Annotated in this window: 23 protein-coding genes; 15 read left to right on the plus strand and 8 right to left on the minus strand. The window is 65.2% G+C overall.

Features of this window, described 5'->3' with window-relative positions:
- The first annotated feature begins 32 nt into the window (after positions 1-32).
- Complete coding sequence (locus AAFP35_RS21065) at positions 33-1,265, plus strand: ABC transporter substrate-binding protein (RefSeq protein WP_419223605.1); 1,233 nt, start codon at positions 33-35, stop codon at positions 1,263-1,265.
- Between the two features lie 215 nt (positions 1,266-1,480).
- Here AAFP35_RS21065 and AAFP35_RS21070 read toward each other — a convergent pair whose 3' ends face one another.
- The 6 genes from AAFP35_RS21070 to AAFP35_RS21095 form a co-directional block, all read right to left on the minus strand.
- Positions 1,481-2,266, minus strand: a complete 786-nt coding sequence (locus AAFP35_RS21070; RefSeq protein WP_419223606.1) for an IclR family transcriptional regulator — start codon at positions 2,264-2,266, stop codon at positions 1,481-1,483.
- A 120-nt stretch (positions 2,267-2,386) separates the two neighbouring features.
- Entirely contained in the window at positions 2,387-3,043 is a 657-nt protein-coding gene (locus tag AAFP35_RS21075; RefSeq protein ID WP_419223607.1) for a 3,4-dihydroxy-2-butanone-4-phosphate synthase, read from the minus strand.
- A gap of 4 nt (positions 3,044-3,047) precedes the next feature.
- Positions 3,048-3,347: a hypothetical protein gene (locus tag AAFP35_RS21080; protein WP_419223608.1), complete on the minus strand. Its 300-nt coding sequence runs from the start codon at positions 3,345-3,347 to the stop codon at positions 3,048-3,050.
- Between the two features lie 62 nt (positions 3,348-3,409).
- Positions 3,410-5,827 carry a CaiB/BaiF CoA transferase family protein gene (locus AAFP35_RS21085; RefSeq protein ID WP_419223609.1) on the minus strand — a complete coding sequence of 806 codons (2,418 nt, stop codon included), beginning with the start codon at positions 5,825-5,827 and terminating at the stop codon, positions 3,410-3,412.
- Between the two features lie 63 nt (positions 5,828-5,890).
- Entirely contained in the window at positions 5,891-6,871 is a 981-nt protein-coding gene (locus AAFP35_RS21090; protein WP_419223610.1) for an enoyl-CoA hydratase/isomerase family protein, read from the minus strand.
- Between the two features lie 361 nt (positions 6,872-7,232).
- Positions 7,233-7,928 (minus strand): TetR/AcrR family transcriptional regulator, encoded by a 696-nt coding sequence (locus AAFP35_RS21095; RefSeq protein ID WP_419223611.1) that lies wholly within the window; start codon positions 7,926-7,928, stop codon positions 7,233-7,235.
- 736 nt (positions 7,929-8,664) lie between these two features.
- Here AAFP35_RS21095 and AAFP35_RS21100 point away from each other — a divergent pair.
- The 5 genes from AAFP35_RS21100 (at position 8,665) to AAFP35_RS21120 (ending at position 14,082) form a co-directional block, all read left to right on the plus strand.
- Entirely contained in the window at positions 8,665-9,534 is an 870-nt protein-coding gene (locus AAFP35_RS21100) for an SDR family NAD(P)-dependent oxidoreductase (RefSeq protein ID WP_419223612.1), read from the plus strand.
- Between the two features lie 2 nt (positions 9,535-9,536).
- Positions 9,537-10,724 (plus strand): NAD(P)/FAD-dependent oxidoreductase, encoded by a 1,188-nt coding sequence (locus tag AAFP35_RS21105; RefSeq protein WP_419223613.1) that lies wholly within the window; start codon positions 9,537-9,539, stop codon positions 10,722-10,724.
- 118 nt (positions 10,725-10,842) lie between these two features.
- On the plus strand, positions 10,843-11,037 hold the full coding sequence (locus AAFP35_RS21110) for a ferredoxin (protein ID WP_419223614.1): 195 nt from the start codon (positions 10,843-10,845) through the stop codon (positions 11,035-11,037).
- 38 nt (positions 11,038-11,075) lie between these two features.
- Positions 11,076-12,308, plus strand: coding sequence for a cytochrome P450 (locus tag AAFP35_RS21115; RefSeq protein WP_419223615.1), 1,233 nt, complete (start codon positions 11,076-11,078; stop codon positions 12,306-12,308).
- Positions 12,309-12,369: 61 nt separating this feature from the next.
- Complete coding sequence (locus AAFP35_RS21120; RefSeq protein WP_419223616.1) at positions 12,370-14,082, plus strand: FAD-binding protein; 1,713 nt, start codon at positions 12,370-12,372, stop codon at positions 14,080-14,082.
- Between the two features lie 276 nt (positions 14,083-14,358).
- On the opposite strand, the gene AAFP35_RS21125 is transcribed toward AAFP35_RS21120, so the two are convergent.
- Both AAFP35_RS21125 and AAFP35_RS21130 read right to left on the minus strand, forming a co-directional pair.
- Positions 14,359-14,550, minus strand: a complete 192-nt coding sequence (locus AAFP35_RS21125) for a ferredoxin (RefSeq protein WP_419223617.1) — start codon at positions 14,548-14,550, stop codon at positions 14,359-14,361.
- Between the two features lie 109 nt (positions 14,551-14,659).
- Positions 14,660-15,901 carry a cytochrome P450 gene (locus tag AAFP35_RS21130; RefSeq protein WP_419223618.1) on the minus strand — a complete coding sequence of 414 codons (1,242 nt, stop codon included), beginning with the start codon at positions 15,899-15,901 and terminating at the stop codon, positions 14,660-14,662.
- A gap of 364 nt (positions 15,902-16,265) precedes the next feature.
- Here AAFP35_RS21130 and AAFP35_RS21135 point away from each other — a divergent pair, with 364 nt between their 5' ends.
- The 9 genes from AAFP35_RS21135 to AAFP35_RS21175 are packed head-to-tail and all read left to right on the plus strand — an operon-like array spanning position 16,266 to position 25,979.
- Positions 16,266-16,982 (plus strand): MlaE family ABC transporter permease, encoded by a 717-nt coding sequence (locus AAFP35_RS21135; protein WP_419223674.1) that lies wholly within the window; start codon positions 16,266-16,268, stop codon positions 16,980-16,982.
- A 6-nt stretch (positions 16,983-16,988) separates the two neighbouring features.
- Positions 16,989-17,873: an MlaE family ABC transporter permease gene (locus AAFP35_RS21140; protein ID WP_419223619.1), complete on the plus strand. Its 885-nt coding sequence runs from the start codon at positions 16,989-16,991 to the stop codon at positions 17,871-17,873.
- Between the two features lie 3 nt (positions 17,874-17,876).
- Positions 17,877-19,043 carry an MCE family protein gene (locus tag AAFP35_RS21145; protein ID WP_419223620.1) on the plus strand — a complete coding sequence of 389 codons (1,167 nt, stop codon included), beginning with the start codon at positions 17,877-17,879 and terminating at the stop codon, positions 19,041-19,043.
- Entirely contained in the window at positions 19,040-20,062 is a 1,023-nt protein-coding gene (locus AAFP35_RS21150; protein ID WP_419223621.1) for an MCE family protein, read from the plus strand. The genes AAFP35_RS21145 and AAFP35_RS21150 overlap by 4 nt, the downstream gene beginning before the upstream one ends.
- Complete coding sequence (locus tag AAFP35_RS21155) at positions 20,063-21,097, plus strand: MCE family protein (RefSeq protein WP_419223622.1); 1,035 nt, start codon at positions 20,063-20,065, stop codon at positions 21,095-21,097. It begins immediately after the preceding gene.
- Positions 21,094-22,326, plus strand: coding sequence for an MCE family protein (locus AAFP35_RS21160; RefSeq protein ID WP_419223623.1), 1,233 nt, complete (start codon positions 21,094-21,096; stop codon positions 22,324-22,326). The genes AAFP35_RS21155 and AAFP35_RS21160 overlap by 4 nt, the downstream gene beginning before the upstream one ends.
- On the plus strand, positions 22,323-23,465 hold the full coding sequence (locus AAFP35_RS21165; protein WP_419223624.1) for an MCE family protein: 1,143 nt from the start codon (positions 22,323-22,325) through the stop codon (positions 23,463-23,465). Before AAFP35_RS21160 ends, AAFP35_RS21165 begins: the two co-directional genes overlap by 4 nt.
- Positions 23,462-24,877 (plus strand): MCE family protein, encoded by a 1,416-nt coding sequence (locus AAFP35_RS21170; protein ID WP_419223625.1) that lies wholly within the window; start codon positions 23,462-23,464, stop codon positions 24,875-24,877. Before AAFP35_RS21165 ends, AAFP35_RS21170 begins: the two co-directional genes overlap by 4 nt.
- A gap of 28 nt (positions 24,878-24,905) precedes the next feature.
- A complete protein-coding gene (locus AAFP35_RS21175; protein WP_419223626.1) occupies positions 24,906-25,979 on the plus strand; it encodes a phosphotransferase in 1,074 nt (357 codons plus the stop codon).
- The last annotated feature ends 118 nt before the right edge of the window (positions 25,980-26,097 follow it).

A 26,097-nucleotide genomic window follows, 5' to 3' on the forward strand; every position in this document is an offset into this window, starting at 1 on the left:
CGTACGTCATTGCACGAAGGAAACTGTGTCCCATGAAACCCTTGGGCGGCGTGCGCGTCGCTTGTCTGATCGGTGTGATCACCGCGGTGGCGACGGCCTCGCTGACCGCATGTGGTGGTGACGACGGCACCGACGGTGCCGCATCGGTGTCGGTCGAAGCGCCCCCGGGCGCGTTCGAACCGGATGCGGCCGCCGGTGCGCCCGTGCGTATCGGGCTCATCAACCCCGAAGGCGGGCCTGCTATCTCGCAGCCCGAGAACCGGAAGGCCGCAGAGGCGGTGGCCCGTTACGCCAACGAACATCTCGGCGGGATCGGGGGCCGCCCTGTCGAACTCGTGGTCTGTAAGAACCACGAGGACCCTTCCTCGGCACGAAACTGCGCGAATCAGATGGTGGAGGAGAAGGTCTCGGCCGTCGTCGTCACGGCCACCGCGATGAGTACGGTGATGGCGCCGATCATCACGTCGGCCGGTATCCCGTACACCTCGGTCGTCGGGAGCGGACCGGAGAACACCGCCGACAACGCATACATGTGGTCCGGGGCGTCGCTGGCCTACTCCTACATGGCGCAGTACGCCGGCGAGCAGAAGCTGAAGAAGGTCACGGCGTACACCATCGATGTCCCCGCCGGCCTCGCCGGTTTGCAGCGCGTCGCCGAACCGGCCTTTGCCGCACAGGGAATCGGGTTCGAGATCGTCCGCATCCCACCGGGAACACCCGAGGTGAGCCCCCAGGTGAGCGCCGGGTTGTCGGACGGCACCGACGGTGCCATCGTCGTCGGCGACACCACGCTGTGCACGTCGATCTTCAAGTCGCTGGGGACGTTGGGTGCCGACGTGGTGAAGATGACGCCGCAGTCCTGCGCGAATCCGCAGGTGCAGGAGGCGGTCGGGACGTCGATGAACGGTACCCGGGTGTTCAGCACCGCGGACACCGTGTCCGACGATCCCGAGACCCGGCTGTACCTGTCGATCATGGACAAGTACGCACCGGACACCGATCCGTACGGTTACGCCGTCACCGGTTACCAGAGCATGCTCGGCCTGGTGCGTGCCGCGAAGTCGGTGACGGGCTCGGACACCTCGCCCGCGGCCTTCGTGGCGGCGATCCGGTCGGCCAAGGACGTGCCCCTGCCTGCCGGCCAGGGACTCACGTTCACGTGTGACTCCAGCGCGCAGCCGATGCTGAAGGCCGTGTGCGGCAAAGGGGTGATCGTCTCGACACTCGACGACGGCAAGGCCACCGACCCGAAGGTCGTGCAGTAGCGATGAGCGTGGACACGGTTGCGGGGGCGAGCATCACACCTCGCAACCGTGTCGCGTCGAATCGATCGGTCCCAGTCTTGACGCTCACGGGATCGCTCCTCGCGGCCCGGTCCTCGGCACGCTCGCCCTTCGCCAGAGGGCGGTGGGATGGCAGGGCGCCGGAGTGGGCCGTGACCTCCGGACGCGAACGGCTCACCGGGCCGCTGGTGCCGCGATCACCACACGTCTGCGCTGCGAATCAGGGTGTCGGAGATGGTCCGTGCCGCGCGCATGACCAGGGGCGCAAGCGGTTCCAGCGCACTGTCGGCCCGGGTGACGATCGAGATCGCGCCGATCGGTCCGTCCCCGGTGCGGATCGGCGCACCGACACAGGCCAGCGCAGGAAAACACTCGCCCCGCTCGACCGCGAGCCCGTTGCGTCCACGAATACGTGCGAGTTCGCGATGCAGACCGGCGATGTCGGAGATGCTGCGCGATGTGCGCGCGCCGCGGAGGGCGGTGGAGTACTGGTTGTCGACGTACTCCGGTGTCAGGCCCGCGAGGATCGCCTTGCCCGCGGCGGTGCAATGCGCGGGCACCCGACCACCGACCTGAGCGCCGAACCGGTGGCCGGGCTTCGGTCCGAAGACATCGAGGTAATAGATCTCCGGGCCGGCCAGCGTGGCCAGGTGAACGAAGGTGCCGGTCCGCAGCGCCAGGGTCTGCAGCACATCGGAGGCGGCAGAACGCAATTCGTGTTGGGCGAGTTCCCGACCGCCGAGGGTGAGCGCGAGGCTACCGAGGCTGTAATGGCTCTTGGCGTGGATGAGCCAGCGACACTGGACGAGCTGATCCAGGATCCGGTGAGCCGTGGAGCGGGGCAGCCCGGTGTGCTGGGTCACCTCATCCAGGGTGAGGCGGGCCAGCGGCCGGTCGAACGCCTCCATGATCAGTGTCATCCGTTCGACCATCGACAGCGGCAACGTGCTCTGCACGGTCACTGTGGTGGGGTCGTCAGTCATCAAAGTGGTCATGATGCACCGTCCAAAGAAGATCGGCCCAGGGCACCCCTGGGGGTCGCATGAGTTGATTGCAGTGGAGGGGAGAGAAGTCTGGCCGAACCGACTGTCGTCGGTCGACGGTCAACGCGTGTACCCGACCTCGGTCCGGTCGATGACCAGCAGCCCGTGACGTGCTGCGAACTCCTCGACCTCGCGTTGCTGGGGCAGGTCGGTGCGGTGGGCACCGGTGCCGACGAGGGTGGCGAACGCCGCGGCGATCGAACCACTTCGCTCGACGAGATCCAACGCGATCGCAGCTGTGTCGTCGCCGTGCATGCCGCGATCCCGCGACACCCGGACCGGTAACACGTGGCCGGGTCGGGTGAGCTCGCGCGGCTCCGCATCCGGTCGTCCCAGGACGTTGATGGTCCGGGTCCGATCCGTCGCGGAGATCCCGGTGCCGATCCCGGTGGCGGCATCGACTCCGACGCACTGTTGCGATGCCATCCGGTCGGTACCGGGTGCGACCGGCGGCAGTTGCAGCCGGTCGCAACGTTCATCACGCAGCGCAACCTGGACGAAGCCTGACGTGTGACGGATGAGAAAAGCGGTTGCCTCTGTCGTCAGATGGTCGGCGGAACACACCAGATCGTATCGAGGGGAGTGATTTTCGGAGACTCGGATGACAACCGGCTGCCCACTGCGCAGCCGCGCGAGTGCGTCGCACGACCGATGTGGTCGGTCCTGTCTGTGCACGGTGTCGGTGGGGCCGACGGCGAGGAGCGATCCGGCATTCATGGGATCAGTCCGAGGCCGGCAACGGTGACGCGGACTTGATGCTCAATGCGACGCCGTCGACGGCCAGCTCACCAGCACCCGGCTTGGCGCAGAGCAGCTCGATGGCACCGTCCGCGGTGCAGTAACGCTTGCCGAGCTGGGTCGTGGCCCCGGTCTTCGGAGGCTCGCCCTGATCGGCCGCAGGCGTGTCGGCCATCGTCGCGCCGCCACAGGTCAGATCGAGATCCGCGTCTCCCCAGCGGATGACGACGACGGCGGTGGTGTCGACGGTGCTGAACAATCTCTTCCCGACGGTGGGTTTCATGATGTGCGCCTTTCTGTTCGAGGGCTGAAGTCGTTGGTGTCCGATGCCTGGTCCCGGACCGTTCAGAACGCCAGTTTGCGTCCGATCACGTTGTCGGCCTCGAGTTGTGCGATGTCGTCGTCGGACAGCCCGAGCCCGGTCAGGATCTCGGTGTTGTGTTCGCCGAGCAGGGGAGCGGCCCGAGTCGGCAGTTCGGCGGGCCCGGCCGAGAATCTCAGTGGCAGTGTGCTGTGCGACGCGGACCCGTTGACGGAATGGTCGACGGCCGCGAAGAAGCCGCGTGACTGCAACTGCGCCAGGTCTTTTTGTCGATGCGGCTGCATGACGGGTGCCACCGGTACGTCGGCGCTCCACAACCTGTCGACGATCTCGTCGGCCTCGAGTGATCGACACCAGCCACCGAGGTGGGTGTCGATCAGGTCGTGATGTCGGCGACGTCCGTCGGCGGTCGCGAGCTCGGGGTCCGAGGCCCAGTCAGGAGAACCGATGGCGTCGCGCAGGGCGAGCCACTGGTCGTCGGTCTCGACCGCGATCGCGACCCAGCAGTCGTCCCGGCCGAACTCGTCGACACCCGCCGTCTGGTACAGGTTCTGCGGTGCGGCGGTGGGACCGCGGTTGCCGTCCCGTTCGAGCAGGCTGCCGTAGGCGGAGTACTCGACGACCTGTTCGGCGGCCACATTCAACGCCGCGTCGACCATGCTCGCCTCCACCAGGGTGCCTTCTCCGGTGCGGTCGCGGTGAGCCAGCGCGAGGAGCAAGCCGTTGAGGGCGTGAACACCGGCGTTCGGGTCGCCGATGGAGTACGGCTCGACCGGGTTCTGGTCGGGATGCCCGGTCAGCCAGGTCAGCCCGGAGGCGTCCTCGATCACGTAGGCGAATGCGGCCTTGTCGCGCCACGGACCGTCCAACCCGAAGCCGGGCATCCGGACCATGATGATGTCGGGTCGCAGCGTCGACACCGTCTCGTAGTCCATGCCGATCTGGTCGAGGACACGAGGTGTGTAGTTCTCCACCAACACATCACAGGTCTTGACCAGCTCTCGGAGAACCTCCTGGCCCTTCTCGGTCTGGATGTTCAGTGTGAGGCTCTTCTTGTTGGTGTTGAGCCCGGAGAAGATCGGTGACTTCTCCCACCACAGTTCCTCGGTCATCGGTACCCCTGCGATCATTCGGGTGCCGTCGGGGCGGGACGTGGACTCCAGATGGATGACCTCGGCGCCGAGCATGGCCAACACGTGCGTGCAGGACGGTCCCGCCCAGAACGCGGTCATGTCCAGCACACGCATACCTTCGAATGGCAGTGCGACCGGCGTGTTCGAGCCGGATGGATCGGCCTCGGCGGAGGAGGCGCGTGCACGGTACTCGGAGGTGTGTTCGCCCAGGGCAGGGGCCGGTTCGGGTCGAGTCAGCTCGAAGGCGCTCATCCGATACGGGTGCCCGGGTTGGGTGAACCCCGCGGCGGGATTCTTGACGAAGGAGCCGCGGGCTGCATGGTGGGCCATCTCGGTGAGGTTGGCCCCGTTGCCGACCGGGGCATTGGGGATCCGGAAATCGGTTGCCGCCTCGGACACCTCGTCGACCGTGCGGGCGCGAATCCACTCGTAGATCTGCGGGGCGAGTTCGGCCGCACGCGTGGTGATGGCGAGTGGCGCCTCGGTGTCGATCCATTCCGGATGTCCGACGAGCGCGCACAGGTCGAACCACTGCTGCGCGGTCGCGCAGCCGATCGCGACCATGCCGTCCGACGCTTGGGCCACACCCGGTACGAAGATCGAACGCTCCGACCGGAATGGTCGATCGCGCAATTCCAGAAACGTCACCGGGTGGTAGGTGAGTCCTTGGATCTGGGTCTCGAGCATCGACAGGTCGATGACCTCGCCCCGCCCTGAGCGAGCACGTCGCCGGAGCGCGGTCAGGGTACCGGCGGCAGCGTAGGCCCCGGCAAACCACTCACCGATCCGTCCGCCGATGTGCACCGGGGCCCGGTCCGGGGCTCCACGCCCGAGCCCGACGATGCCGCCCGACCACGCCTGCAGGGTGAATTCGGTTGCGGCACGGTCGCTCCACGGGCCCTCGAGGCCGAATGGGGTGATCGCCGTGACCACCAGATGCGGATGTGCGTCGATCAGCGTAGACGGCTGCAGATCAGGGTGCGCCGCCAACGGTGTGTCACGTGACCACACCACCGCGTCGGCATCGTCGAGCAGGCGCCCGAGCGCGGTGATGTCCTCGGAGTTCTGTGGATCGACCACGATGCTCTTCTTGGAGGCCGCCAGGTGGTCGAACAGTGCGCTGTTGTGACCAGGAGCGACCGGCGTGCCCGATGCCGACCAGGTGCGAAGTGAATCACCCTCGGGTGCTTCGACTTTCACGACCTCGGCGCCTCCGTCGGCAAGGGTCTTCGTACAGTAGGCGCCGGCGATCCCGCCGGAGAGATCGACGATGAGCAGATCGCCCAACGGTGTTGGAGAGATGGACATCAGCAGGCTTTGCCTTCCGCGGTGTGGATGTGGTGATCGGTCGCCATCGGTGCTGTGCTGCACTCAGTCGGCGCGCCGGCGTCCTGACTTGCTCAGTCGGAAGTCGGGCGGGAAGAGGTCATCGTTGTCCTTGACCGCGTTGTTGATGCCGCCGGAGACCGTGTCCTCGTCCAACACCAGGTCTTGTGCGTCCGGTTGTGCATATCCGCCAAGGGATTCGAACAAACCGGTGAGCATGCTGCCGAGGTACTCACCCTGATTCTGCTTCATCATCTCGAAGAACATCTTCTGCATGAAGACGGTGTCGGTGGGGCGGGTGCGAGCGCACGCGAGTGCGTACTTGTCGACCTCGGCCTCCAACTGATCACGGGGCACGACCCGGTTCGCGAAGTTGCAGTCGTACATCTCGGTCGCGGTGAAGGGGCGGCCGGTGAACACCATTTCCTGGAACTTGCGGATACCCATGGTCTGCGCCCAGGTCCACATACGCGGGCCCCAGCCGATATAGCGAAACGCGGGATGGCCGAACAGTGCATCGTCGGAAGAGATGAGCAGGTCGGCGTCGGCGGCCTGGTAGAAGTGCCAGCCATAGCAGTAGCCCTTGGCCTCGACGATGCTGATCTTCTTGAACTCCTGCAGGCTGCGGCAGCCTGCCGCCGAGTTCGCGTACCACTGGGTGAGCGTGGCGCCGTGCCGGAAGGAACCCGCGGGTGGAAAGTTGACGGCGGATTGATCGTCGACGCGCAGTTCGCGCATCCGCAACTCGGAGGTCGGATCTGCTTCCATCTCCATGGCCTCGGGGATGTCTGCACCCGACCCGAGATTCGACCCCACCCCCCGGATCACCACGACCTTGACGTCGTCGTCGACGTTCGCGCGGTGCAGGAGATCGGCGTAACGCAGTCGCGCGTCGGCGGTCGGTGCGTTGAGGTGGTCGGGCCGGTTGAACGTGATCGTCGCGATCTTCGTCTTCGGATCCTTGTCGTAAAGGATGATTTCGTCGGCCGGGGGACGCTCATTGTTGATGGTCGCTGTTTCTGTCATTCCCAAACCCTCCCTGTCGACTGTCAATGCGAATGAGTCGAATGTGCGCGGTACCGGAAGAAATGAATTTCCTGACGAGAAGTCATGCGTTTCTTCGGCCGAGACGTATTTCGAACCCGGGCCGGGGCAGGCTGATCGTCGAGGAGATGCCGCGAGCTGTTCGGTCGGCAGGATGACGGTCCGTGACTACCGGCGGTCCGATGAATCCGACGACCCTCAGGTCTCGCACTCATATGACCAAGTGAAGCGCATCACAGGCGATAAGTCAATCAACCGCTTGATTTAGCCGATGATCGACATGGGTGCAGCGCGGATCCCGGGGGATCGACGATGCGTCCCCGAATCGAACGGTGGCGGTGGATCAGGCGGGGGTGACCGGCGCGGTCCAGATGCCGACCAGTGCGTCGACCAGCCCTGTTGCCATCTCCGACCAAGTCGCGCGAATCAGCGGCATCCCGTCGGAGAGCGCGCGCTCGCGCTGTGCACACATCTGGATGATCAGGAACATGGCACAGTCGGTGCGCTCGGGGATGACCTGACTCGGCAGGAACGGGAGACACTTCAGGAGCCCGTCGATGGTCTGCTGCAGCGAGGGTGAGTCCTTCCACGACTCCTCGAGCAATACGTCGCGCAGCTCGGGATCGCAGATCAACTGGGCGCCGAAGCGGGCGAACCAGGTGGGCGAGCCGAGTTCGGCGAACCTGTCGGTGATGGGCCTCACCTGGCATTCCAGCCAGTCGCGGATCTGGGTGGAGCCGGTGATCTCGGCGAGCATGGCCTCGCGGGTGGGCTCGATACCCCGGTGGAAACGACTGACCAGTGCGCGGATGAGATCTGTGCGCGTACCGAAGTGATAACCGACGACGGCGGTGTTCCCCTGGCCTGCCGCATCGGCGATCTGTCGGTTGGACACCGCGTAGATGCCGTTCTCGGCGAACAGGCGCTCGGCTGTGTCGAGGATGAGTTCCTGGGTCGCGGCCTTCTTGCGCCGGCGCGTGGCGGGCCTGTCAGACTCGTCCGGCGCGCTCTCGGGAGTGCCGGGGGGAATCGTGACCATTTGTGCCTGACCTTTCCTGCTCATCGCTGCGCCTCTTCAGGCATCTCTTACGGCCACCGCCCCCCACGTCCGCCAGACGTGACCGGACCCGGTTTCTGCTCCAAAGTTAGGCGAAGATCCTGCGTGTGTAAAACACCCGATTGATCTGCATGAAACTGAAACAGGTTACACCCACGGGCGTGACCAGGTAGTTTTGTGGCGACCCCTGTCGTGCATGACCGTCCGAGGCTCACGCCTGTGGACCGCTCGCCGGGAGCGGCCGGTCTTGCCTGTTCGCCGCGCGGACGAATTCGACTCGTGTACCCGGGTGCGACCGACCACTGCGTTCAGCCGACCACATAGACGCAGGTGGCGGCTATGCAGTTGCCGCTCATCGGAATGGTGGTTGTGCATCAGTGGTCGTCGACGCAAGCGGAGAAAATAAATCAACCGCTTGACAAAATCAGCCTGTGGCTGGGACTCTTAGTTTACTAAGTGAGATTCACGACACACGGTAGAAGTGGCCTGGATCACTCGGACCGACAGTGTGATCGCCCGATCCGAGTCGTCATCCGAGGCGCCTTCTCGCCGAGACGCCGCAGCCGGGGCGAGATGTCCTTCGACCGAGGGACCGCACAGCTTGCTCGGAATGGTGAAGATTCGGCCCGCCTCGGAATGGTCATTCTTTCGGCGCAGTCGATTTCTATCCGATCCATAACAATTCACATCACCATCGAGAAACGAAGGGTGGCCACAAATGGCCGATGAGTTGTCAGAAAAGGTCGCCATCGTCACCGGCGGGTCGTCGGGACTGGGGCAGGGCATCGTGGAGAAGTTCGTCGCCGAGGGGGCGCGGGTCGCGATCGCCGATGTGGACGCCGAAGCAGGTGGCGCACTGGCGACGTCCCTCGGTGACCGGGTGGAGTTCATCCGGACCGACGTATCTGATCCGGCCGAGGTCGCCGAACTCGTCGACGCGGTCGTCCGCCGGTTCGGTCGCCTGGATGTCATGGTCAACAACGCAGGCGTGTCGGGCACGATGCACGCGAGTTTCCTCGACGACGACCTGGCGGATTTCGACCGTGTGCTGGGGGTGAACCTGCTCGGGGTGATGGCAGGCACCAAGCACGCGGCACGTCAGATGGCTACCACCGGTGGCGGATCGATCATCAACATCTCGTCGATCGGTGGGATTCAGGCAGGGGCCAGCGTGATGTCCTATCGCGCTTCCAAGTCCGCGGTCATCCATTTCTCCAAGTCGGTGGCGATCGACCTGGCGCAGTACGGAATCCGGGTGAACTGCATCGCGCCGGGGAGCATCCCGACCCCGCTGCTGGCGTCGTCGGCGGTCAAGATGGGGGCCGACGCCGAGACCTTCACCGCCATGGTCCGCACGATGATGGCGGCGAATCGTCCGCTGAAGGTCGAAGGTAACGAAGAGGACGTGGCCGAGGCCGCTCTGTACTTCGCGACGGACAGGTCACGCTATGTGACCGCGACGTTGCTGCCCGTGGACGGCGGGACCGTTGCCGGGCCGCCCACCCAGATCCAGCAGAACGATTCGGCTGAACAGTCGGACGACGGACCAGCTCTCGTCGGCGCCGCGGGTGCCACCGACACGGAGTAGAGATGACAGTCCACACCGACGTACTCGTCGTGGGTGCTTCGGCTGCCGGTCTCGCGACGACGGAGGCACTGCGGCGCAACGGATTCGGGGGGAGCATCACCCTGCTGGGCGCCGAGCCGCATCTGCCGTACGATCGCCCGCCGCTGTCGAAGCAGGTACTGGCAGGAGACTGGACGGCCGACAGGACACGTTTGCGCGCAGCCGATGCCGTCGAGGCGCTGAATGTCGACCTCGCCCTCGGCGAGGCCGCGGTTGCGCTCGACGTCGCGGGCCGGTCGGTGCGTACCGACCGGCGGACGATCACCGCAGACGACATCGTGATCGCCACCGGCGCGCATCCGCGGCGGCTGCCCGGGCAACCGGACCTGCCCGGTGTGCACGTGCTCCGGTCCGTCGAGGACAGCCTGGCGTTGCGCTCCGCACTGTCGGGGGCCGCCCATGTGGTCGTCGTCGGCGACGGTGTGTTGGGAGCGGAGATCGCCGCCACGACAACGTCCATGGGAATCGACGTCACCCTCGTGGGGCCGCAGGACGGCCTGATGCGCAACCAGCTCGGCGATGAGGTCTCCGGTGTGCTCACCGACCTGCATGCCGCGCACGGGGTACGACTACGACTCGGTGACCAGGTGGTCGGTTTCGTCGCGACGGACGGGCGAGTTGCCGGGGTCGAGCTCGGCACGGGCGAGACGTTGCCCGCCGACGTGGTGGTGGTGGCGATCGGTGCCGTGCCCGCCACGGATTGGTTGACCGACAGCGGTCTGTCGCTCGACGACGGGGTCCTGTGCGATTCGGGTTGCCGGGCCGCGGCGGGGATCTACGCGGCAGGCGATGTCGCACGTGTCGTCGACGAGACCACCGGTCAGACGCGCAGGCTGGAGAACCGCACCAACGCGACCGAGCAGGGCATCGCCGTGGCCGCCGCGATTCTCGGCGTCGCGAAACCCTATGCGCCGATTCCCTATTTCTGGTCAGATCAGTTCGCGACCAGAATCCAGGTGGACGGGACGATTCCATCGGATGCCGAGATGTCGCTCGTCGAAGGCGATCTCGCGTCGGGCAGGTTCGTCGCGAGTTACCACCGCGAGGGCGTGGTCACCGGTGTCGTCGGATGGAACATGCCCAAACAATCACGTCGACACCGCAGACGGATCGGCGGCCCAGTACACGACCTCGAAGTTCCGGTGGCATGAGGTGCGCCATCGGTGCAGGTGACGACCCGCCCCTTGCCCGGGGCCGAACAGCCCAGTTGCAGCCGCGGCATCCGACGCAACCGTTCGTCGGAGCGTGGCACCCAGGTAGGAGAACCCGATGAAGATCACGATCGACCAAGACAAGTGCATCGCTTCCGGACAATGCGTGGCCGCCGCCGCGGACGTGTTCGACCAGCGCGACGAGGACGGTATCGCGATCCTGATCAACGATGACCCGCCGGTCGAGGAGGCCGACGACGTCAGGCACGCGGCTGCGGTGTGTCCGGCGTTGGCGATTCTCGTCGAAGACTGACCCATTACACATTGCCGACAGAGAAGGATCGAAATCTGATGTCAGAGACGGCCACCGAAGTGCGCAATGAGACCGCACCCCGTTTCCCGATGGATCGCAACCCCCGCTGTCCCTTCGCTCCGCCGGAGGGTACGAAGACGCTGCGCGAGTCGAACCCGGTGAGCCGGGTGGAGATCTGGGATGGCTCCAAGCCCTGGTTGGTCACCGGCCACGCCGAGCAGAAGACGCTGCTGGCCGATCCCCGGATCAGTGTCGACGAATCGCTGCCCGGGTTTCCGCATTGGAACGAGGGCATGGCCGCCAACGTGTCGATGCGGCCCAAGTCCGTCTTCAATTCCGACGGGGCCCAGCACTCGCACTTCCGTCGGATGATGACCAAGGCGTTCACCTTCAAGCGGGTCAATGCATTACGCCCGTTCGTCCAGCAGACGACCGACGAACTCATCGACGCGATCCTGGCCGGCCCCAAGCCGGCAGATCTGGTCTCGGCGCTCGCACTGCCGCTCCCGTCGATCGTCATCTCGCAGATGCTGGGGGTGCCGTACGAGAGTCATGGCTTCTTCCAGGAGAACTCGGTGAAGAGTGTCGACCGATACGCCACGCCGGACGAGAACATGCAGGCATTCGCCGCGATGTTCATGTTCATGCACGAACTCGTCGAGAAGAAGATGAAGGAGCCCGACGATGACGTGTTGAGTGATTTCGCCGCCCGTGCCCGCGACGGCGAAATCGATGTCGCAGAGGCTGCCCAGATGGGGCTCGGCATGCTCATCGCGGGTCACGAGACCAGTGCCAACATGATCGCGCTCGGCACCCTCGCGCTTCTCGAACACCCGGATCAGTTGGCCATCCTGCGTGAGGCGGACGACGAGAGTGTGGTCGGCGACGCGGTCGAGGAGATGATGCGGTACCTCGGCATCATCCACAACGGACAACGTCGAATAGCGCTCGAGGACATCGAGATCTCCGGACAGACGATCCGGGCCGGCGAGGGCGTCATCATGGAACTCGGTGCGTCGAACTGGGATCCGGCGGCGTTCCCGGAGCCGGAGAAGCTGGACCTGCAGCGCTCGGCCCGTCACCACACCGGGTTCGGTTTCGGGCCCCACCAGTGCATCGGCCAGCAGCTCGCGCGCGTCGAACTGCAGATCGTGTACACGTCGATCTTCGAGCGGATGCCGAACATCGCGGTCGCCCGCCCGATCGACGAGATCGAGTTCAAATCCGACCGGCTCGCGTACGGGGTCTACGCGCTGCCGGTCACCTGGTAGCCCGAGCAGATCGTCATGTGGGTGGACACCATGATCGATCGATATCGAATGAGGTGCAGCAATGCCTGAATGGGACCACACCACCGACTTCCTGGTGATCGGATCCGGTGGCGGTCTGGTGGGAGCACTCCGAGCGGCAACGCTGGGCATGGACGTTCTGGTGGCCGAGAAATCGGACATGGTCGGCGGTTCCACCGGCATGTCCGGTGGCGTGATCTGGTTGCCGGACAATCCGTTGATGGCGCGCGACGGCGTGCCGGACTCCCCGGCAGAGGCCACCGCGTACTTCGACACGGTGGTCGGGAAGGCGGCCGATTCGAGCCCCGCGTCGTCGGATGCGCGCCGCCAGAAGTACCTGTCGGCCGGGAACGAGATGTTCGCGTTCCTGGAAGACTCGGGTCTGCCGTTCATCCGGATCGACGGCTACAGCGACTACTACGCCGGAGTACGTGGTGTCGAGGGAGGAAAGGCCCATTCACGATCGGTGGAAGCCGCCGCCTTCGACACCCGACAGCTCGGTGAATGGGCGAAACGATTGCGACCACCCGTCGCCGGCGCCATGACCATGTACACCGGCGAGGCCGCCTATGCGTCGAGACTGAACACCCGCGAGGGGATCTCGGTCATGACCAGGGTGATGGCCCGTACCGTGTGGGGCCGACTGAGGGCGAAGAAGTACGTCACCAACGGTGCGGCACTGATCGGTTACCTGCTCAAGGATCTGCTCGATCGCGGAGTTCCGATCTGGACGCGGACCGCGCTGGTCGACCTCGTCGTCGAGAACGGTGAGGTGCGCGGCGCGGTACTGGAGCGCGACGGAAAGCCGGTCCGGGTGCGGGCGCGGCGCGGTGTACTCGTCAGCGCCGGTGGCTTCTCCCGCAACGCACAGATGCGCAGCGATCATTCGGACGGTCAACCCGGACGTGTGGAATGGACGAGTGCCAATCCCGGCGACACCGGCGAGGCACTCGAGATCATGGTCAAACAGGGCGCCGCCACCGACATGCTCGACGAAGCGTGGTGGATGCCCTCGTGGTTGATGCCCGACGGAGTTCCCTCGATGTGTCTGAGCGAACGCTGTAAGCCGTATTCGATCATGGTCGACGTGCACGGCAACCGGTACTTCAACGAAGCGGTCGCCTATCAGGAGGCGGGCCAACGTATGTTCGCGCACGAACGCGACGTCGGTGGTGCAGTGCCCAGTTGGTTGATCGTGGACTCCAGACATCGGTCGCGTTATGTGTTCGGGTTCGCTCCGCCGGGCCGAACACCCAAGGAATGGATCTCCAGTGGGGCGATGAAGAAGGCCGACACCTTGGCTGATCTGGCGCGCCAGTGCGGCATCGACGCGCGGAACCTCGCCGCGACGGTCGAGCGGTTCAACGGTTTCGCCCGTGCGGGAGTCGACGAGGACTTCCACCGCGGCGAAGGAGCCCATGAGCAGTACCAGGGCGACCCGAGCCATCAGCCGAACGCTTGTCTCGGTCCTGTCGAGAAAGGGCCGTTCTACGCCGTCGCGCTCTATCCAGGTGACATCGGTACCAACGGCGGTGTGCTCTGCGACGAGCAAGCGCGGGTCCTCGACACCGGGGGCAGCCCGATTCCGGGCCTGTATGCGGCAGGCAATTGCACCGCGTCGGTGATGGGGCGCAAGTATCTGGGTGCGGGAGCCACGATCGGACCTTCGGTCGTGTTCTCGTTCGTCGCTGCCGACCATGCCCACGGTACGTCGGTAGGCGAGCACACCGGGGCAGGGCAGCCACCCGGCCACTGACACCACGAAAGACTCCCGTCACCGTGATCGTCCGAGGTGACGGGAGTCTTTTGTTGCGCTCAGCGGTCGGACCTGTGATCGTTGACAGGATCGCCGGTGGCCCAACGGTATTGCAGGGTGACGAGGTGAGAGAGTGCGGACACGACAGCACCACTGCCGGTCGGGTGGCCACGAACGAGCGCAGCGAGTCCGTGGCGTATCGAGACCACCTCCGCACCGTTTGTTCGGTCGGTGCTGGTGGCTGCTCGTCCGGCTCCCGGTTCTGTTGTGGACATCTCAGTCCTCGACCGAGATCGCGTGTCGGGGGCACTGGCGAATCGCCGCCTGCACGCCATCCTCGATCTCGGGCGTCACCGTGTCGCGGAGGAGATGGAGGTTGTCGTCGTCGTCGAGGTCGAACACCTCGGGTGCGGCACCTGCGCAGAGGCCATTGGCCTCGCAGATGCCGAAGTTCACATCGATCTTCATGCGAATCCTTCCTCGGGCTCAAACGGCGCAACGCCTGCGGTGTGCACCACAGGCGTTGCGTCGGAGGTTGTTTCGTGACTGTCGTGATGGCAGGCAGCGCGGCTGCGGGTCAGAATGTCGCAGGCAGGGTGTCCCAGCCGCGGACCGTCGAGGTGGGTGACAGGGATGCGTTGCCGAGGTCGACCTCCCACTCCGGGAACCGCTTCAGGATCTCCTCGAGTGCGATGCGACCCTCGAGACGGGCCAGTGCAGATCCCAGGCAGTAGTGGGTTCCGACGCTGAACGTGAGGTGCTGCTTGGCATTTCGGTGAATGTCGAACACGTCGCCGTCGGGTGCGTACTGTCGGTGGTCCCGATTGGCCGACCCGATCAGCATCATCATCACGCTGCCCTCGGGGACTGTTTTGCCGTGGAAGTCGATGTCACGCGTGACGTAACGGGCCACGTGAGGAGCGGGTGGCTCGAATCGCAACAGCTCTTCGACGGCGTTCGGGATCAGGTCGGGGTTCTCGACGAGCTGCCTGCGCTGATCGGGGTGTTCGGCGAGAACCTTGCCGGCCCAGCCGATGAGGCGGGTGGTGGTCTCGTTTCCCGCCCCCGACACGACGTTGACATAGGTGAGCAATTCGTCGCGGCTCAGTTTGCGGACGGTGCCCGTCTCGTCGGTGAACTCGACGTTGAGCAGTTCGGTCATGATGTCGTCGGAGGGGTGTTCGGCGCGCCAGTCGATGTACGCGCCGAAGATGTCACCGGAGACCATGCCTTCCTCGGCGGCCTTCATCGGTTTGCCCTCTTCGGTGCGCATCTGATCGTTGGCGAAGTCTCGGATCGATGCCTGGTCCTCCTCGGGGATGCCGAGGAGCATGCCAATGACCTTCATCGGCATCTGCGCACCGAGGTCCTGCACGAAATCGAACTTGCCGGTCCCCACCACCGGGTCCAGGCTTGCGGCACAGAAGTCGCGGATCTGTGGCTCGAGCGCAAAGATCTTGCGAGGAGTGAACATTCGCGCCAACAGCTTGCGGTGGATGTCGTGGATCGGGGGATCCTCGAAGATCAGGACGCCCGGTGGGATGTCGATGTTCGCCTTGATCAGTTCGAGGATCGCACCGCGCGCGGAGCTGAACGTCTCGTGGTCGATGAGGGCGTCGTTGACGTCGTCATAGCGGCTCAGAGCGTAGAAGTCGTGCTCCTCGTTGTAATAGAGCGGGGCTTCCTCGCGCAGTGCCTTGAACATGGGATAAGGGTCGGCATTGAGCTGGACATCGTACGGGTCGTACCGTACGTCGCTCGTCGTGCTGCTCGTCACAGGTATGGCCTCTCGCGGACTGCACTTGTGTGGACTGGTCATGCCCGGGCGCAGTTGCGGCACCGAACACTTCGGCCCAGTCTGCGAAGTGCGCCGCGACCCGGCAACGACTGATCTCACTGAGCGAGAGGGCTGTTCCCTCGTCGGTCGCATCGTCGCAACAATGCGAGATGTCAACGGCCGCCGACGTTTCGATCCGGTGTGGTTTCAGGTCACCGGCGGATGGCCGACTCTTGTTTGTGAGAATACCATTTCCGGGGAGAGGGGTGGACGTGCACACGCATGATCTGAGATCCGCAAGGGTGTGCCGGTGACCTCCGCGCGACATGCCGGCGCGACCGGAGGGGTGAGTGAGACGCTCGCTCGCTACTCGGCCGGACCGCTGAAAGCGGTTGGGGGACTGTTCATGATGGGCGCGGACGCGTTCGCGTTCGCGTTTCGGCGGCCGTTCCAGGGGCGGGAGTTCATCGAGCAGTCCTGGTTCGTCGCCCGCGTGTCGTTGCTGCCGACCGTGCTGGTGGCGATTCCGTTCACGGTGTTGGTCAGCTTCACCCTGAACATCCTTCTCCGCGAGCTCGGTGCCGCCGACCTGAGCGGCGCAGGTGCTGCATTCGGTTCGGTGACGCAGATCGGTCCCATGGTGACGGTGCTGATCGTCGCGGGGGCGGGTGCGACGGCGATGTGTGCCGATCTCGGCTCGCGCACCATTCGTGAGGAGATCGAGGCGATGGAGGTGCTCGGTATCAATCCGGTGCAGCGCCTGGTGACGCCCCGCGTACTGGCGTCGGGTTTGGTGGCCCTGCTGTTGAACAGCCTGGTGTGTTTCATCGGGATCGGCGGTGGATTCGTGTTCTCGGTGTTCGTCCAGGGCGTCAATCCGGGGGCGTTCGCGGCGGGCATCACGCTGTTGACCGGTATGCAGGAGGTGATCATCTCCCTGGTGAAGGCCCTGGTGTTCGGTCTCATCGCCGGTGTGGTCGCCTGCTACCGAGGATTGATCGTGTCCGGCGGTGCCAAATCGGTGGGCAACGCGGTGAACGAGACCGTGGTGTACGCGTTCATGGCGCTGTTCGTCGTCAACGTGGTGATCACGGCCATCGGCGTCCAACTGTCGGCCGGGTGAGAGCGCATGTCCCTCATCCCGCTACCCAAGTTCGAGTCCCTGACACCGTCGCCCGGTGTCGCTTTCCCGAGACTGCGCCGCGAAGTGAAGCGCCCGGTGTCGTTGCTCGGGCGGATGGGCGATCACGCGATCTTCTACGTCCGCGCGCTGCGTAGCGTTCCGCACGCCGCCCTGCACTACCGTCGCGAGACGATCCGCCTGATCGCCGAGACGAGTATGGGCGCGGGGAACCTGGCGCTCATCGGTGGCACCGTCATCATCGTCGGATTCCTCACGCTGGCAACGGGCAGCATGCTCGCGATCCAGGGTTACAGCACACTCGGCGACATCGGAATCGAAGCGCTGACCGGCTTTCTCTCTGCCTTCATCAACGTGCGGATCGCGGCACCGGTCGTCGTGGGAATCGGATTGGCCGCCACATTCGGTGCGGGTGCGACCGCACAACTCGGTGCGATGCGGATCAACGAAGAGATCGATGCGTTGGAATCACTGGGGATCAACCCGGTCGTCTACGTGGTCGGCACGCGTATCGCCGCCGGCATGATCGTGATCGCGCCGCTGTACGCGATCGCATTGATCGCATCGTTCGCGGCATGCCAGTTCACCACGGTCTATCTCCTCGGGCAGTCGAGCGGTCTGTACGCGCACTATTTCTCCACGTTCCTGAATCCTCTCGACCTGGTGTGGTCTTTCGTGCAGGCCTTCGTGATGGCTTTGCTGATCCTGTTGATCCACACCTACTTCGGCTTCTTCGCCAGTGGCGGACCGGCCGGTGTGGGTGTGGCGGTCGGCGACGCGGTCCGCACCTCCCTGATCGCCGTGGTGACCGTGACCCTGCTGGTGTCGCTGGCCATCTACGGCTCCAACGGCAACTTCAACCTGTCTGGCTGAGGAATGAACACGTCAAATGGAATCGTCCGGCCACTGGCCGGTGCGACGATGGTGCTGGTCGTCATCGCGTTGGTGGCACTGGCCGCCGCGATGTTCACCGGCGCCACGAAACGGTCGACGACGGTGACCGTGGTGGCACCACGCGCCGGCCTGGTGATGGAGCCCGATGCCAAGGTGCAGATGCGTGGTGTCACGGTCGGTCGTGTCTCCGGGATCGCCTACGACCAGCCGGGTAGCGCCACGCTGACTCTCGCGATCCAACCGGAGCAGCTCGCGATGATCCCGTCGAACGTCGGCGTGCACATCGCGGCGCCGACCGTGTTCGGCGCCAAGAGCGTCGAGTTCGTCACGCCGGACACACCGTCGACCGACCGCCTGCACGACCAGCAGGTGCTGACGGCCGGACAGGTCGAGGTGGAGGTCAACACCGTCTTCGGTGAACTCACCGACGTGCTCTCGCAGATCCGCCCGGCGGAACTGAACGCTGCCCTCAGTTCTCTCTCGACCGCATTGAGCGGTCGGGGAGATCAGTTCGGGCAGATGCTCACCGACTTCAATGGCTTTGTGCACCAAGTCAATCCGCGTATGCCCGCCTTGCGAAAACTGATGCGCGACACCCCCGACATGCTCAAGGTGTACGGCGACACCACCAAACCGCTGCTCGGCACGGTGGACAACACCAGCCGGATCAGCGACACGCTTGTTGCCGAACAGCACAACCTGGATGCCTTCCTGACCAGCGTCATCGGACTGTCGAATGTCGGTGATCGGGTACTCGGTGACAACCGTGCGCGCCTGGCGAAGGCGCTCAAACTGTTGGTCCCGACCACGGCGCTGACCGACGACTACAGCGAGGCGCTGAAGTGCTCGCTGAACGGGTTCGCCGACCTTGCCGTGTCGCCGCCCGCCGATGTACCGGGTCTCGGACTGTCGGCCAACTTCCTCTGGGGTGCCGAGCCGTACCGTAACCCAGACGACCTGCCCAAGGTGGCGGCCACCGGTGGTCCGCAGTGCTCGATGTTGCCGGTCGCGTTCCAGGAGAAGCCGCCGTACGTCGTAGCCGACACGGGTGCCAACCCTGCGGCACCGAACCGGAAGTCGTTGGAACTCAACGTCAAGAGTCTTCAGCAGGCGTTGTTCGGCCCGATTCCGGATGGGACACCGCGATGAGGTTCAGACCCGACTCGACGACACTCAAGTTCGGCGCCTTCACCGCGGTGATGCTGCTCGTGGGCGCGTTCCTGCTGCTGGTGTTCAGCGATCACCGGTCCGGTGGCACGGCGCGATACGGTGCCGTGTTCACCGACGCATCGGGACTGCGGTCGGGCGACACGGTTCGCATCGCCGGGGTCCGGGTGGGCACGGTCGACGACGTGTCCCTCGTCGGCGACAACCGGGTGCGCGTCGAATTCGATGTCGACGACGGCCTCGGCCTGCCGACCGGAACCGGTGCCGCGGTCCGATATCTCAACCTGGTCGGCGACCGCTATCTCGAACTGACGGAAGGCAAGGGCGTCGGCATGATGTCGGCCGGGGCCGAGATCCCCGCGGGCCGGACCACACCCGCGTTGGATCTCGACGTCCTGCTCGGCGGGCTGAAGCCCGTCATCGACGGACTCGAGCCCTCGCAGGTCAACGCGCTGAGTTCCGCGGTCCTCAACGTCCTCCAGGGCCAGCGGGGCAATGTGCGCACACTGTTCGCCAGCAGCGCCTCGCTGTTTCGCACGCTGGGCAAGAACACCGGGGTCGTGCAAGACCTCATCGATCAACTGACGAAGGTGATGGCGACGCTGTCGGCCGACCGAGATCGATTCGGCGACACCATCGACCGGCTGGACACGCTGATCGGCGGACTGTCACGGGAGCGGGACCCGATCGGGTCGGCGATCACCGCCCTGGACAACGGCACGGCGACGGTCGCCGGACTGCTCACCGAGGCACGACCCCCGTTGTCGGCGGACATCGACCACCTGTCCCGGCTGGCTCCGGCCATCGACAGCGACAAGGCGACGCTCGACAAGGCACTCGGGCGTGCGCCGGACAACTTCCGCAAGCTGGTGCGCACCGGCACCTACGGAAACTTCATCCAGTACTACGTCTGCGCGGTGACCGTTCGGGTGTCGGACCCGTCGGGCCGAGTCGTGGTGCTGCCGTGGATCGAACAGACGCGCGGGAGGTGTTCGGACTAGATGCTCAAATATCGAGGCACCGGTCTCGTCCGATTCGGTTGCATCGGCGTGGCGCTCATCATCATGACGGTGATGGTCGGCCTGAACATGGCCAAGGCGACGATGTGGTTCACATCGGTCACCTACGAGGCCGACTTCGCCGAGGCCGCCGGACTCGCCAGCGGGGCCGACGTGCAGGTGTCCGGTGTGCGGGTCGGTTCGGTGTCGGACGTGCGTCTGGTGGACGGCAATGCGCGGGTGTCGTTCACGGTGAACACGAGCACCAGGCTCGGCCGGACGACGGCCGTGCAGATCCGCACCGGCTCCCTGCTCGGGCAGCGGATCGTCACGGTGGAACCGTCGGGGCCGGGCACACTCGGTCCCTCGGACGTGATCCCGGTGGCGCGCACCGCATCTCCGTACTCGCTCAATGATGCGGTCAACGACCTGACCACCAACGCCGGTGGCATCGACACGGTGTCGCTGAACAAGTCGCTGGACACACTGTCGAAGACGATGACCGACGTCGCCCCCGACCTGGGCCCGACCGTGGACGGGTTGGCCGAACTGTCCCGCGGTATCAATTCACGCAACAGCAATCTGCGCCAACTCCTCGCGGCGACCGGGGATGTCAGTGCCGTGATCGCGAATCGTGCCAACCGGGTCAACTCGCTGATCCTCAACTCGAACATGCTCCTCGACGTTCTCGTGCAACGCAGGCAGGCCATCGCGTCTCTCTTGGTCAACACGTCGGCGGTGGCCCAGCAGCTGACGAAGCTGGTCGCGGAGAACGAGAAACAGCTCGCACCCACACTGACGGCGATGAACTCGGTGATGGCCATGCTGGAGCGGAACAGGGAGAACATCGCGAAGGCACTACCCGGGCTCGCCAAGGTGTCCCAGACCCAGGGCGAGGCGGTGTCCAGCGGACCGTTCTATCAGGCCTATGTGGCCAATCTGCTGCCCGGGCCGCTGCTACAGCCGTTCATCGACAAGGCATTCGGGCTCAAACCTGGTGCCAAGTTCCCGATCCCCGGAGCGGCGGCCGGATCATGAAGAACAGGCGCACAAGAAATCTCGTGATCGCGATCGTTCTCGCACTGGTCGTGGTGGCGGGGCTGGTCACCACCTACCGCCAGGTGACCCGTCCGACGACGATCGACGCGATCTTCGCGACCACCACCGGCATCTACGAGGGTGACGACGTGCGGGTCGCCGGGGTCAAGGTGGGTACGATCCGGTCGATCGAGCCCCAGGGCGAGACGGTCCGGATGACGATGCAGGTCGAGCATGGTGTGCGGATCCCGGCGGACGCGCGGGCGATCATCGTCGCGCAGAACCTGGTCGCCAACCGGTTCGTCCAGTTGGCGCCGGCATACGCGACATCTGGCCCGGTGCTGGCCGACGGTGCGACGATCCCGCGCGAACGCACCGCGGTCCCCGTGGAATGGGACGAGGTCAAAGCGCAGTTGACTCGATTGTCCACCGACCTGGGACCGCAGAACGGAACCGACGGCAGCTCCGTCGGACGTTTCATCGACGCCGGCGGTCGCACGCTCGCCGACAACGGGGAGAAGATCGGGGCGGCACTGGGAGAACTCTCCGACGTGGGACAGCTGTTGGCCGAGAACAGTGGCAATATCGCCGACACCATCCGCAACATCCAGACCTTCGTGACCGCGGTGCGTGACAGCGGAACCCAGATCGTGCAGTTCGAGAATCGCCTCGCCAGCCTGTCGGCCGTCCTCGACGGCAGTCGCTCGGATCTCGATGCGGCGCTGAAGAACCTGGGGCGAGCCGTCGGCGACGTGCAGAGATTCGTGGTGGCCAACCGGGACAAGACTTCCGAGCAGGTTCGGCGGCTGGCCGCGGTGACCCAGAACCTCGTCGACCACGACGGGGATCTCGAACAGTTGCTCCACGTGTTCCCGACGAACATGGCGAACTTCTACAACATCTACAGCCCGGACACCGGGACGGAGGCGGGTGTGTTCACCGTCAACAACTTCTCCAATCCCGTGCAGTTCATCTGCTCGTCGGTCGCGAGTATCGAGAACCTGAACGCGGCCGAAGGCGCCCGCCGGTGTGCTCAGTACCTCGGCCCGATCGCGCCGATGATGACCTTCAATTATCTTCCGGTGCCGCTCGATCCGGTTCTCGGTCCGACGGCGGCCCCCGACAACGTGATCTACACCGAACAGGCACTCAAGCCGGGGAAGTCCCAACCCCCGACTGCGCGGAACCGTCATGACCTTCTCCTACCCGGCAGGCGGGGAGGCCGATGAGAACACCATCGCGTACCGGACGGGTGATCCGGACAGCTGTGGCGATGTGCGCCGTCGCGGCGCTGGGCGCCGGATGCCAATGGGACGGGGTGAACTCTCTGCCGTTACCTGGCACCGTGGGGGCCGCCGACCGTGACTATCACATCACCGTCGAGATCGCCGATGTCGGTACCCTGTCGGAGAATTCGCCTGTCTTCATCAACGATGTCGTGGTGGGCAGTGTCGGCCCGATGCGCGTGCGCGACTGGCATGCCGAGGTCGATGTGCGGCTGGCCAAGGGCACGGTGATCCCCGGGAATGCCGTCGCAACGGTCGGACAGACGAGTCTGTTGGGATCGATGCATCTCGCCCTCGACCCCGCGGCCGGCGAGGCTCCGACCGGACAGACCATGCCGGGCGCGAGGATTCCGCTCGGGCGGTCGTCGTCGTACCCATCGACCGAGGAGACACTGGCCTCGGTGTCGTCGGTGGTCAACGGCGGTGGCCTCGGTCAGCTGGGTGGAATCATCCGCGCGCTCAACGACGGCTTCGACGGCCGACAAGACGATGTGCGAGACCTGCTGGGCAATCTCACGACCTTCGTCGGCACCCTCAACCGGCAGCGGGACGACCTCGTCGACCTCCTGTCGCAGGCACGACGGGTCAGTGGCGGTTTTGCCGCACAGGATCAGGTGATCGAGAACGCCTTGCGTAAGCTGCCCGCGGGGCTCGACGTACTCAACGGGCAACTGCCGCAGATCACCACAGCACTCGACCGCCTCCGGGTGTTCAGCAACACGACGACCGGTGTCGTCGACCAGGTCCAGTCGGACCTGGTGGCCAATCTGCGTCACCTGGAACCGACGCTGCGGTCGCTTGCCGACATCGGGCCGCGGATCGACTCGGCGATCGCGTACGCGACCGTGTTCCCCTACGGCCAGAGCGTGATCGACCGTGCGGTGCGGGGTGACTACATCAATCTGCACGCCACCGTGGACCTGACCGTGCCCCGCCTGCGTCGCGAACTGCTGCTGGGCACGGCTCTCGGGGATCCGGATGCGGTGGTGCCGTTCGCACCGGGAGACCCGGGCTATCAGCGTCAGCCCACACACGATCCGCTCTTCGGCCCGGTGTCGAAAACCCGACGAGGTGGCCGATGATCCTGTCCAAACTCGCCCGTGCCCAGCTGGTCGTGTTCACCGTGTTGGCGATCATCGCCACCTGGATGATGCTGTTCTCGTACATGCAGGTGCAGACGCAGCTGGGTATCGGGCGGATCACGGTGACCCTCGACGCCGCACAGACCGGCGGTCTCTACCGGTTCGGCAACGTCACCTACCGTGGGGTCGATGTCGGCAAGGTCACCGATGTGGCGTTGACCGACAAAGGGATTCGAGCCACGTTGTCGATCGACAGCGACGAGAGGATTCCCGCAGACCTGCACGCGAGCATCCGGAGCATGTCCGCGGTCGGCGAGCAGTACGTCGAGTTGCGACCACGCACGGACAGCGGCCCGTATCTGCGCGATGGCTCGGTCATCGCGTCGGACACGGTGAGTGTGCCCCAGCCCGTCGCCCCGATGCTGGAGAAGCTCAACGGTCTGGTCACGAGTATCCCCAAGGATCAACTGTTCGGTCTCGTCGACGAACTCAACAAGAGCCTCGGCGGTCAGGGCTACGATCTGCAGTCCCTGCTGAACTCGTCGTCGACGGTGGCGGCGAGCATGAACGACGTCGGCGGACAGACCGCAACCCTGCTGGGGGATTCGGTGCCGCTCGTCGACTCCCAGGTACGCAGCGCCGACGCCATACGGATGTGGACGTCGAGTCTGGACGGGGTCACCGACCAGTTGGTCACCAACACCCCCGACGTCCGGCGTCTCCTCGCGTCCGGTCCGGGCTTTGCGGACGAGGTCACCAAGACCCTGGACTCCGTGAAACTCACCCTGCCGGTGCTGCTGGCCAACATCACCACCGTCGGGCAACTCGCCGTCACCTACAACGCAGGTCTCGAGCAGATCCTGGTGTTGCTGCCCCCGGCGATCTCGATGATCCAGGCGGTACAACCCAATCGGAACGGGACACAGTGGGGTCTGGGCGACTTCCGCATCAGTGGTGTCTCCGATCCGCCGGCCTGCACCGTCGGGTTCCTGCCTCCCTCCAAGTGGCGGCCGCCGGAGGACACCTCGATGATCGACACACCGAACGACCTGTACTGCAAACTGCCGCAGTCGAGCCCGATCGGCGTGCGGGGCGTACGCAACATCCCGTGCGCCAACCACCCCGGGAAGCGGGCGCCGACCGCGGCCATGTGCAACAGCGACGAGAAGTACGTGCCGTTGGCGCGCAACCAACCGGTGCTCGGGCCGTATCCGCGGGACCCGAATCTGATCCGGCAGGGCGTCACGCCGTCGTCGTCCCACAGCACCGGCGCACAGCAACCGGGTGTCGCAGCAGCGCAGTACAACCCCTCGGACGGTAGTTACGTCGCGAGTGACGGGACGGCCTACCGGCAGTCCGATCTGACGCGCACCGGCCGTGCGTCATCGTGGCAGGGGTTGCTGCCCCGATGACGTCGGTGACCACTACGAGAGGGGATCGATGACCGTCGACACTCAGGCGTTGCCGAAGGACTGGGAGCAGATGACGCCGGCCTGGATGAGTCAGGTGCTGGCCGCGCACCATCCAGGCGTCGTGGTCGACACGGTGAGTGTCGATCTGCGCGACGACGGAACGAATCGTCGTGCGCGACTGCGCCTGACCTACGCGATCGGTAGTGGCCCGGAGACGGTCTTCGTCAAGGCGGCCGACCCCGACCACAAGGAACTCATCCGAATGACCAGCGGTATGTTCCACGAGCCCAACCTGTTTCGGTCGGGCGTGGACCTGCCGCTCGAGCACCCACAGGTGTACTCGGCGCTGATCGACGAATCGTCCTACGACTTCGTGCTGGTCATGGAGGACATCAGCGCTCGTGGGGCGCAACCGCGAGACGCGACACGTCCGCTGACTCCCGAACAGGCTGCCGCGGGCGTGCGAGGGCTCGGAAGACTGCACGGCCGCTATTGGGGACACCGGCACCGCGATCACCCAGCGCTCGGATGGCTCGAACCGTTCGTGCCGTGGGGCGGGATGGAGATCGCGCCGCTGCCGGAGGCATACGAGCGATTGGGCGAGAGCATCCCGGATGCGGTGCGGTCGTTGACGATCCATCAGCTCCTCGACGACGTGTGGAAGCCCTACATCCGGTCGCTGACCGTCATGCCACGTACCCTGCTACACGGCGACCCGCACATCGGCAACACCTATGTCCTCGACGACGGAGACGTCGGATTCCTCGACTGGCAGGTGGCACGAAGCGGGAACTGGTCGTTGGACCTGGGATACTTCTTGCAGGGTGCGCTCACCGTCGATGACCGCAGGCGTCACGAGTCGGCACTGCTCGACGAGTACCGATCGGCACTCGACCTCCCCGCGGCCGAGCTGCCGAGTGCTGCCGAGATCGACCTCGGTTACCGCGCGTCGGTGGCACACGGGTTGACCCTCTGGTTGTGTACCGCCAGCGCAGGCGATCTGTGGCAACGTCCCGACATCGCAGTTGCTCTCGCACATCGCTATTCGGTTGCGTACGAGGATCTCGACACCGCCGCCGCGATTCGTGAGCTCCCGCGCTGAGCGGTGAGTCGTGCGGGTTGCCCGTCCGGCCGACGGGGTGTCTTCCCTGATCGAGCTGTCCCGAGCCGCCGGGCGTACCGAGCTGATGTGCCCATCGTGATCGTCGGTCAGACGCAGC

Source organism: Gordonia sp. CPCC 206044, assembly GCF_048537895.1.
GTDB lineage: Bacteria > Actinomycetota > Actinomycetes > Mycobacteriales > Mycobacteriaceae > Gordonia.